General features: G+C 63.5%; 1 protein-coding gene. It reads right to left on the reverse strand.

Going from position 1 to position 260, the window contains the following annotated elements:
- The coding region (locus tag QSK05_RS36135) for a hypothetical protein (protein WP_285601919.1) at nucleotides 1-260 on the reverse strand (260 nt) is incomplete at both ends.

Below are 260 nucleotides of genomic sequence, written 5' to 3' on the forward strand. Positions count from 1 at the left end.
GCTCAGGCCCAGGTTCAGGGCGATCTCACTGCCGACCAGTTCGATACCGTCGAGCGCGTCGTAGGAGGCGTTCGACGGGGTGCTCCGTGCTGCGAGAATGGCTGCCCGGTGCAGGCATTCGGCCTGGATGGCATCGAGGTTCCGCTTGATGCGTTCGGAGGCAGCTACGGATCCCAGGCAGGAACTCTCCGAACCCGTTGACCAGGAACATCTTTGGATGGCCTGGTGGAGTTCGAGGGCGGACAGCGACCGGAGATCGA

It is taken from the genome of Kineosporia sp. NBRC 101731 (assembly GCF_030269305.1).
Classification (GTDB): Bacteria; Actinomycetota; Actinomycetes; order Actinomycetales; family Kineosporiaceae; genus Kineosporia.